This window comes from Microcystis sp. M31BS1, assembly GCF_020245285.1.
Taxonomy (GTDB): domain Bacteria; phylum Cyanobacteriota; class Cyanobacteriia; order Cyanobacteriales; family Microcystaceae; genus Microcystis; species Microcystis panniformis.
On sequence record NZ_JADBVE010000346.1, the window covers coordinates 1 to 9,226 of the forward strand.

Annotated in this window: 13 protein-coding genes and 1 pseudogene; 12 read left to right on the forward strand and 2 right to left on the reverse strand. The window is 41.9% G+C overall.

The features are described from left to right. The first annotated feature begins 232 nt into the window (after positions 1-232). From IM509_RS19585 to IM509_RS19630, 10 genes are all read left to right on the forward strand, one after another. The gene (locus IM509_RS19585) at positions 233-1,096 is read left to right on the forward strand and encodes a PEP-CTERM sorting domain-containing protein (RefSeq protein ID WP_260441239.1); all 864 of its coding nucleotides are present in this window, start codon (positions 233-235) and stop codon (positions 1,094-1,096) included. Positions 1,097-1,241: 145 nt separating this feature from the next. Further along, complete coding sequence (locus IM509_RS19590) at positions 1,242-1,457, forward strand: DUF4160 domain-containing protein (RefSeq protein ID WP_272077899.1); 216 nt, start codon at positions 1,242-1,244, stop codon at positions 1,455-1,457. After that, positions 1,417-1,680: a DUF2442 domain-containing protein gene (locus IM509_RS19595; protein ID WP_272079513.1), complete on the forward strand. Its 264-nt coding sequence runs from the start codon at positions 1,417-1,419 to the stop codon at positions 1,678-1,680. The genes IM509_RS19590 and IM509_RS19595 overlap by 41 nt, the downstream gene beginning before the upstream one ends. A 135-nt stretch (positions 1,681-1,815) precedes the next feature. Beyond that, positions 1,816-2,106, forward strand: coding sequence for a type II toxin-antitoxin system RelE/ParE family toxin (locus IM509_RS19600; protein WP_046661678.1), 291 nt, complete (start codon positions 1,816-1,818; stop codon positions 2,104-2,106). A gap of 9 nt (positions 2,107-2,115) precedes the next feature. After that, positions 2,116-2,406, forward strand: a complete 291-nt coding sequence (locus IM509_RS19605; protein ID WP_002757266.1) for an addiction module antidote protein — start codon at positions 2,116-2,118, stop codon at positions 2,404-2,406. A 270-nt stretch (positions 2,407-2,676) separates the two neighbouring features. Then, positions 2,677-3,477 carry a uroporphyrinogen-III C-methyltransferase gene (gene cobA, locus IM509_RS19610; protein ID WP_185237166.1) on the forward strand — a complete coding sequence of 267 codons (801 nt, stop codon included), beginning with the start codon at positions 2,677-2,679 and terminating at the stop codon, positions 3,475-3,477. A 10-nt stretch (positions 3,478-3,487) separates the two neighbouring features. Continuing rightward, positions 3,488-3,907: a secondary thiamine-phosphate synthase enzyme YjbQ gene (locus tag IM509_RS19615; RefSeq protein WP_008201139.1), complete on the forward strand. Its 420-nt coding sequence runs from the start codon at positions 3,488-3,490 to the stop codon at positions 3,905-3,907. A gap of 132 nt (positions 3,908-4,039) precedes the next feature. Next, on the forward strand, positions 4,040-4,534 hold the full coding sequence (locus IM509_RS19620) for a photosystem I reaction center subunit III (RefSeq protein ID WP_002735968.1): 495 nt from the start codon (positions 4,040-4,042) through the stop codon (positions 4,532-4,534). 45 nt (positions 4,535-4,579) lie between these two features. Further along, the gene (gene psaJ, locus IM509_RS19625) at positions 4,580-4,708 is read left to right on the forward strand and encodes a photosystem I reaction center subunit IX (RefSeq protein ID WP_002738148.1); all 129 of its coding nucleotides are present in this window, start codon (positions 4,580-4,582) and stop codon (positions 4,706-4,708) included. A 166-nt stretch (positions 4,709-4,874) separates the two neighbouring features. Beyond that, positions 4,875-6,473, forward strand: coding sequence for a peptide ligase PGM1-related protein (locus IM509_RS19630; protein ID WP_052278471.1), 1,599 nt, complete (start codon positions 4,875-4,877; stop codon positions 6,471-6,473). Here IM509_RS19630 and IM509_RS19635 read toward each other — a convergent pair whose 3' ends face one another. Both IM509_RS19635 and sipA read right to left on the reverse strand, forming a co-directional pair. Continuing rightward, entirely contained in the window at positions 6,474-7,415 is a 942-nt protein-coding gene (locus tag IM509_RS19635; protein WP_072927241.1) for a glycosyltransferase family protein, read from the reverse strand. Between the two features lie 66 nt (positions 7,416-7,481). Continuing rightward, positions 7,482-7,694 carry a regulatory protein SipA gene (gene sipA, locus IM509_RS19640; protein ID WP_043996918.1) on the reverse strand — a complete coding sequence of 71 codons (213 nt, stop codon included), beginning with the start codon at positions 7,692-7,694 and terminating at the stop codon, positions 7,482-7,484. Positions 7,695-8,052: 358 nt separating this feature from the next. Between sipA and IM509_RS19645 the strand changes: the two genes are divergently transcribed. Further along, positions 8,053-8,703 carry a hypothetical protein gene (locus tag IM509_RS19645; protein WP_072927235.1) on the forward strand — a complete coding sequence of 217 codons (651 nt, stop codon included), beginning with the start codon at positions 8,053-8,055 and terminating at the stop codon, positions 8,701-8,703. A 95-nt stretch (positions 8,704-8,798) separates the two neighbouring features. Beyond that, positions 8,799-8,933, forward strand: a pseudogene (locus tag IM509_RS19650) (PEP-CTERM sorting domain-containing protein); the annotation flags it as partial. Between the last annotated feature and the right edge of the window lie 293 nt (positions 8,934-9,226).

The following is a 9,226-nucleotide window of genomic DNA, read 5'->3' on the forward strand; positions in this document are numbered from 1 at the left end:
AAACCCTTATAGAGAAAGATATTTGGCGATTTTTGTCAATTGTTTTTGATCTAGAGCGAACTAATCAATTAAATCTCTTGCCAGATAAGGATTTAGTCGATTTATGCCCCCCTATCGAACCATACCAAGTAACGAAGAGCCGCTTTATATAACTTTAAAAGTCTTGACAGTTAATTTTTGCGAGCATACAATTTCCGAAGGAAAAAGATATCAAATTCAGAGGCTAACTATTATGTTTACGAATATTCAGGATTTACAAAAAGTTAAAATCAGCAAAAATATTTTTGATAACAGTATTTTTGGATTGATAATAGCTACTAGCTTAATAGGATTGAATGCAGGTCAGGCAGAAGCCTTGCAATTGGCATTAAATGGTACATATACAGGAACAGTTAATGGGTCATCAATCAATGCGACTGCATCAGGTGAAATTAATACCGATGGTCCTGGCGGAAATCTAACTGCAACTTTTACTCAGATTCCTTCAACTTTTACTCCACTAGCATTTGGCAGTTCTTACATCACAAACATTTGCTGGAGTTCGGCAGAAAAATCTGGTAATGCACAAAATCTATTTGATTTAAGTGGAGGAAACTACAGTTTGAAACGTACTTTAAATTGGACTTCCATTCCAAATAGTACAATCAGTGTAACTGGACAAGTTTCTAATACAAATAATCAACTTTTGCAATATTCTGCTAACTTTACAGGAACATATAACGGTCCCTTAGATATCATTCGGGTTGTGGATTATCAGGTTAAGTGGACACCTTTTGGTGATCAAGTTATTGAAGAAGGTTCAGCAATTATGGAAACAAGTAATGGTAATCTTTTATCTCTTGAAATAAATACTATTTATAGTGGATTATCAACACCGCTACTCAACTCCCAAGTTGGTCGTTTTTCTCCTGTAGCAACTTATGACGTAAATACAGGCGTGTTTCAAGCAACATGGGAAGCAGAAATGCGTGTTGTGCCTGAACCCACCTCAATCATAAGTCTATTTTCCCTGGGAATACTTGGTGCAGGTGCAACCCTAAAACGGAAATTAAAACGCTCTCATTCAACCGAAAAAGAACCCAGTAACTTCGGTTAAATTGCCTTTTTTATATAACTCATTCTCCCTTAATTTTAGACCAGTTGAGGGGGATTTTTATGCTCTTACTTCTCCCTCTTGTATTTTTAACTTAATATTTGCTATAATAAACAAAAGGTAAGCATCAATCATCCTGATTATACTTATGATGAGTCCAACTGTTTTCCGAGAAGATGGCTATCGCTTCTTTTTCTTTTCCCGCGAAGAAACAAGAATGGAAGCTAAATTTTGGCTTGAACCACAAATTGAATTAGCTCGTAATCATAACCTATCTCGAAAACAACTTCAAGCGATAAAAACTATTATTGAGGAACGACAAAATGAACTTAGAAATGCTTGGACAAAACACTTCTCAAGCTGAAGTAACTCATATTTCTTCCCATGGAATATGGATTCTGGCAAACAATGAAGAAATGTTTCTTTCCTATCAAGATTTTCCTTGGTTTCAAGATGTCACTATTAGAAAAATTTTAAATATACAAGAGCCTTTTCCTAATCATTTTTATTGGCCAGATTTAGATGTAGATTTAAGCAAAGAAATTATTAAAAATCCTGAGAGATTTCCTTTAAAAGTTAAAGCCTAGTTTTTATCCTTAATTAAGTGCGATGCCGAAGGCACTGCGTAGCAGCACGCCGATCTGGTAGGGTGCGTTCATAAAATGTAACGCACCTTATTCTTATTGCTTGTCCTTCTGTATCCCATAGGATACACTTAAGGCATGATTGAAATTCGCCAGACCGAAACCTACTCTCAGTGGTTTAGCAATTTGCGGGATCGCCAAGCAAAAGCACGTATAGACATTCGTGTTCGTCGCCTGTCTATGGGCAATCCAGGCGATGTTAAACCAGTAGGAAAAGGTGTATCGGAACTGCGGATCGATTATGGCCAAGGCTATCGGGTGTATTTCATTCAGCGAGGCGAGACCTTGATCATCCTCTTGGCAGCAGGAGATAAGCAAACTCAAGAACGGGACATCAAAACAGCATTAAATTTAGCACAAGACTTATAGGAGATTTTCATGGCTACTATCCAAACCTATCCTTGGGATGCGGCAGAACATCTCGAAACAAAAGAAGATATAGCTGCATATCTTGAAGCAGCTCTTGAAGATGGCGATCCAAGCTTAGTGGTAGCAGCATTAGGTGATATTGCTCGATCTAAAGGGATGACACATATTGCCCGTGAAACAGGGTTGGGGCGTGAAAGTCTCTATAAAGCTTTGTCAATCGAAGGCAATCCAGAGTTTGCCACAGTTCTTAAGGTCTTACAATCACTTGGGTTACGCCTCCAAGTCGTACCAATTGCCTAACTTCACCGTTATACTGAATCGGTTTTTAATAGCATGATTAACTCCCAATCCCACTTAAAAAACCCGCTCTCCCCCATACCTGTTGAACGGGATTTAGGATCAGAGCGATCGCTAGATGAAAGGTTAAGTAATGTTAAAATTATAATTCTTCATGAAGAAAGCGCATGATCGCCGAGTAACTGTAGCTAAAAATACCAAATTTTGTCCCAGTCACAATAAAGTAGGGATCAAGCGCATTCGATCGAAGCAGGAATTTTCTCCCCAGTATCTATGAATCAATCAGAAAGTTGCGGTAAGGTCTATCTCGTTGGTGCGGGTCCCGGGGATCCCGGTTTGTTGACCTTAAAAGCGAAAGTTCTCCTAGAAAATGCCGATGTTGTCCTCTATGATGCCCTAGTTAGCCCCTCGATTCTAGCCATGATTAACCCCCGGGCCGAACAAATCCATGGGGGTAAGCGTCGCGGTCGTCATTCTCTAGTACAGGAGGAAATCACCGCTTTACTGATTGAGAAGGCCCAGACTAATGCCGTGGTTGTTCGTCTCAAAGGAGGCGATCCCTTTGTTTTCGGTCGCGGGGGTGAAGAAATGCTCGATCTGATCGCGGCCGGAATTAGCGTCGAGATCGTGCCGGGGATCACTTCAGGAATTGCCGTGCCTGCCTACGCCGGTATTCCCCTCACCCATCGCGATTATAGTTCTTCCGTTACCTTCGTCACCGGCCACGAGATGGCGGGTAAATATCGTCCCCAGGTTAACTGGTCAGCGATCGCCAATGGTGCGGAAACAATTGTCGTTTACATGGGTGTGCATAATTTACCCTATATTATCGGCGAGTTAACCAAAGCGGGCAGAAGTGCAGAAACACCGATCGCCCTGATTCGCTGGGGAACAACACCGCAACAACAGCAGTTAATCGGTACTTTCACCACGATTATGAACCAGATCGAAGCCACCGGCTTTGAGTCCCCGGCGATCGCTGTTATCGGCGCAGTGGTGGACCTTCACGATCTCTTACAAGCGGGACAACCTTTGCTATCGAGGACAATCCCCCCCACCCCCATTTCTCCCTGATTCGGTTGCCATGCGTCAATATCAAAAATCCCTGACGATTACCACCAGTCCCAAGAATTTCCATCGTCTCACTGCCCCCATAGAAGCGATCGTGGCTGAATCGGGCATAACGACGGGATTATGCAGTATATTTGTCTGTCACACCTCCGCTTCTTTGCTGATCCAAGAAAATGCCGATCCCGATGTTCTCACTGATTTGGCCAATTTCTTCGCCAAGTTAGTGCCGGAAGATAGCAGTCTCTACTATCACTCTACCGAAGGGCCAGACGATATGCCCGCTCACATTCGCTCGGTCCTAACCCGGACATCGGAACAAATCCCGATCGCTAGGGGTAAATTAGTTTTAGGCATCTGGCAAGGTATCTATCTCTGGGAACACCGTCAGAGTCGTCACCAAAGACAAGTGGTGGTTCATATCACCGGGGTCTGAAGCTTTGCGTATAGTTTTGTAATAGAAACTTTACTCGTACCCCTCATCGGAGTAAGATTTTTTCCGTGTACGATCAAATTGTTCGCTTTTTGAACAAAGAACTTCATATTTCGTAACAAAAGGAAACAATTTATGCGAAAATTGTTCGCTCTGGCCCTGGTGCTATCCCTCTGGTTCACCTTTGCCGCTCCAGCGTCGGCTGATTTGTCCAATCTGACCCCTTGTAGCGAAAATCCCGCTTTCCTACAAAAAGCGAAGAGTTTCCGCAACACCACTCCTGACCCCGAATCGGGAGCCAAACGCGCTCAAACCTACTCCCAAGCTCTCTGTGGACCGGAAGGCTATCCGCACCTAATTGTTGATGGTCGTTGGGACCACATGGGCGATTTCTTTATCCCTAGCATCCTATTCCTGTACATTACTGGTTGGATCGGTTGGGTTGGTCGGGCCTATTTAATCGCCGTGCGCGACGACAAAGATGCCGAAATGAAGGAAATCATCATCGATGTTCCCCTCGCTCTCAGCAAAATGTTAACGGGTTTTCTCTGGCCCTTGGCGGCTTTACAAGAGGCCACTTCCGGTAAATTAACCGTTAAGGATTCGGAAATTACCGTTTCCCCTCGTTAATTTTTGTGTCAAACCCTTGACTTTTTATTCCCTAGGAGAACTCAGATGGAAGGACTTACTAAATTTCTCTCGTCCGCACCCGTGTTAATTATGGCGCTGCTGACTTTCACCGCCGGGATTTTAATCGAATTTAATCGCTTTTATCCCGATCTCTTATTCCACCCGCTAGGTTAAAGACAATCTCAGGTGATTAAAAGGGATACAGAGTCCACTGTATCCCTTTTTAATGGGAATGATCCCAGGGATTGGGGGAATATTAAGAAAAGAAAGACACTGGAGACGACAGGCTCTCAAAATCGATAAGATACAGGTATCTGCAACCCCAGAGGTGGGACAAACCATGCTGTTAGATAAAGATTTGATGCTAGAAAAGCGGCTGCGGTATCAAGAATTACAAGAAAAATTAAAAGAGATTTGGCAGGGAGAAAACGTTCTCGAATCGGATGAATGCGATTATGATATCCTAGTTATCCCTTCTTTTAGTATCGATCAGAGAGTCGGTCAAAAAGTGGCGGGTTTTTTACATTACGAAGAAAGATTATTATTTTCTCTGATTCGGTTGCGACACCCGAAAACCCGTTTAATCTATGTAACAGCGCAGCCACTTTCGCGGATGGTGATTGATTATTACCTGCAATTGTTACCGGGGATTCCCTTTTCCCATGCTAATAATCGTCTGTTATTACTGACAACTCACGATAACTCTTTTCAACCTTTAACCCAAAAAATTCTGGAAAGACCGCGCTTAGTAGCAAGAATCCGGCAAGCGTTGCGTCGAGATCGGGCCTATATGGTTTGTTTTAATTCTACTAATTTAGAGCGAGAATTGTCTTTACAATTAGATATTCCTTTATTTGCCTGTAGTCCAGATTTATTGTATTGGGGTTCTAAAAGTGGCAGTCGCGAGATTTTTGGACAAGGCAATATTCCCCATCCTGACGGTAGTTTACAGATAAATACGGTCAAGGATTTGTTATACGAAGCCGCTAGTTTGTGGTCCCGTCAACCGCAATTAAAACGCATGGTAGTGAAGTTAAATGAGGGGTTATCGGGAGAAGGAAATGCGGTTTTAGATTTACGTCCTTTAGGGGAAATTGTGGATAGTAACAGTCTAGATTTAAGCGAGAAAATGAATCTCTTGTCCAAACAATTAGAGAAGATGAGTTTTCAAGCAAGCGATGAAAATTGGGAGAGTTTTTCTGGCAAAATTGCTGAATTAGGGGGAATTGTCGAAGCTTTTATTGAAGGAGAAGAAAAGCGATCGCCAAGTGTGCAAGGTTATATTACACCCACGGGAGAAGTGAAGATTCTTTCCACTCACGATCAAATTTTAGGGGGTCCCGATGGTCAAATTTATCTAGGTTGTCATTTTCCTGCCGATGAAAATTATCGCCTACAATTACAGGAATTAGGCCTAAAAATAGGGGAAATTCTGGCAGCCAAGGGAGCAATTGAACGCTATGGAGTTGATTTCGTCGCTGTCAAAAATCCAGAAACTTTAGTCTGGGATTTACAGGCGATCGAAATTAATCTGCGAAAAGGAGGAACTACCCATCCTTTTATGACTTTAAAGCTTTTAACTAATGGTGAATATGATCAAAAAACTGGATTATTTTTCAGTCAACCTCACCAGGAAAAATACTATATTGCCTCCGATAATCTCCACAAACCCCAATACAAAGGTTTACTTCCCGATGATTTAATGGATATTATTGCTAAACATCACTTGCATTTTGATAGTAGCAGTAAAACGGGAACAGTTTTTCATCTCATGGGTGCGCTGTCAGAATTTGGTAAATTAGGGTTAACTTGTATCGGCAATTCTAGTGAGGAAGCGGCGGCAATTTATCAGCGTGTCGAACAGGTTTTAGATTGGGAAACAGAGCCTAGTTCCATAAATTTAGGTTATTGTTCTGGATTACCGATCACTTGGATATAACTAGACTGATTTACTGGGTATAATTTTTTGTCTCAGAGATTTAATCATCCAAGCAGGCAGTTCTAAAAATTGATAGATAGCTAGATTCCAAAGATATCCATACTGAGGGAATTTTCTTAATAACATAACTTCCGATAAAAAGTAAAATCGCCAAGTTCTTTGGTATTCAGGGGGATTATCTTCGATTCGTATTTGTTCGGGAGACTTCGGCATCCAGTGACCGATTATGCGCTCTTTTTCAAAATATTTAGCCTGAATATATAACCCTAGTAATCTATCTAAACACCAAAAAGGAATATATTTAATCGGACCCAATAAGTTCATGAGATTAGTAATTTCTATCGTCGCCGCTTGCACAAGTTCACTTTTCCAAACTTTTTTATCAAAATTTTCTAAATGGGGACCATTTTGATCGCGACGTTGATTGAGAAAAACTTGGGGATTAAAAGGATTATCTAAAGGAGCGATCGGTAATTCTAATAAATAATTATTATCTTTAAATAAGTTACTATTATTTTCTCTTCTGCTACAGATAGCTAAACTGTTTACATCGGGAATTGTTGGCCAAGTACTCTCTAATTTTTCTCGTTCACCGTAGGGAAATTCACATCTGGCTAATCGTAATACCCAACTATTGGGGAAGCGTTCAAAATAGTCTTTAACTAAGGTGACGATCTCCGGGTGTAAATATTCATCGCAATTGATTGTGAGAATATAAGTACCTCTGGCATTTAAAAATCCTGTACTTCTTTGAATAATTTCACCTCGTAAAGCACAGACAATCTGTTTCATGCGTGGATCATTTACTGGCGAAGGTTTGACCCCGGGAGGATGAACTAAAATAAATTCTATATCTCCCTTGACTTTCAATAGTTCTCCTAGCCAATGCTCGCTAAATCCCTCGCGCATCGGGATAACGATCGATAGAAAAGTATTGGACATAAATTAACTGGTTAGATTTGCCTGTGATTTATCAAAGTTGTCTTGACCGCGATGCACTTAACTGGTTTAAATAGCTTCTAAATATTTGCTATCGAGCAGAAATGAGCCTCGCTCGAATTTTACACCCCAATAACCCCCCGGCCGGCGATCGATCACCGTGCCGATATCGTCGATATTGAGTAGCTCCGGCGGCCGTAACATAGGCATAGGATCGGCGGTTTTCAGGTAAGGGGGAATGGCAATCAGACGGACTTTTCCCCCGACGCTAATTTCACTCATGGTACTGACTAGATGCGATCGTGACATAGTATCTCAACTTAGCATATTTCAAATCATTCTTAAGATAGATTCCCCAGAGAATAGGTATTGTGTAAGCTGTTTTCGTCCCCCTTTCCCCTTGGGTTGGGGTGTTGCTTGACCTAGCGGTGCGGGTGGCGATCGCTATCAGTACAATCAAAAAAAACCAAAATCTGAATCCCTAGTTGGGGAGAGAAATGTAAAGATTTATTAATTGTATATTTTAATACAGTTGTGGGGGGGGGAATGTGTATAATCCCGTTGTCTCCCTTTGGAGTTGGGTTAAGGTGTTGCCTGACCTAGCTGTGAGGGGATAATCACACTATTGAGAAGAAAAAAAATGAAAAACAGCATCTCAGCCGCGATTCTTGGAGCGGCTGTAACCACTGCACTCATCGGACTATCTACAAGTTCTGTTCAGGCCGCTCAACTTAGCTTCAAGTTCAACTTTTTAACTTCGGACGGTGATTTATTTAAACTGAATCTGACTACGGAGGACACGCTTACAACAAAAAACGCCCCTTCTTACACTGATCCAACCAGTGGTTTAACTTCTCCAGCTTATACCTTTACAGGCTACAAAATCCTTGGCGTGACGGGAACAGAGACTGACCCAGGCGGCATCACTAACCCTATTACTGCAATACTTCCCGCAGGCTCTGGCGTTTTTAATGCACCTGTCAATGGTGTTCCAACCATAGACTTGATTCCTCACTCGAAGACGGATAACCTTTACAATCCCAATGGTGGCTTTGCTCCAGGAGTGCTTCCAGCCGGGAATACAGCCGGTAAATTTTCGTTTGGAGGTTTAGCTTTCCATGTAGGGGGTACTAAAAATGAAGATTATCAAGTATTCACCCGGTCGGATTTTGATAACCCCTTGAAGCGGCCGGGGCCAGGCTATGACTATGGCGGTTGCCCCGGTAGCTGCGTTGGGGCTATACAAATTGTGGCTCTTCTGGTTTCTGTGTGTAAACGAGGTCTATACTGATAGTTTCTTCTTTCAAAATAGTCCTAAAAGTCTTGCCCAGTAAGCATTTAACCTTACATAAGCAAAAATTATCACACAAAGTCGAGAAGAGCCAAATTGTTCCTGAACCCTCCTCAACCGCTGGACTTTTAGCTATTGGCTCCTTTGGTGCATTAGGTGCAGCTTCAACCCTGAAACGCAAACTAAAATCATCCAAAACATCAGAAAACAAAACCATAAAAGTAGGCTAAATTGCTTACCAAAGTAGAATTAATTCCCCTTCATTCAGTCGTTTAAGGGGGTTTATTGTATAATAGGGACATGATTAAATCAAGAGGATTTTGGTTATGCAACAGGTGACGATTGAGCTACCCACCACCATAATTAATGCTCTAGCCGCCTACGGTGGTGATTCGGTAGTAGTGATGGCGGCTTAATCCTTTGCTTTGCTGTGCATTGTAGTCATGGATAAAATACCAAACAGCCCCAACGTGATTCTCCATTTTTTTAGAGAAAGATAGACTCTCTCTCACCAGCCGAGAAA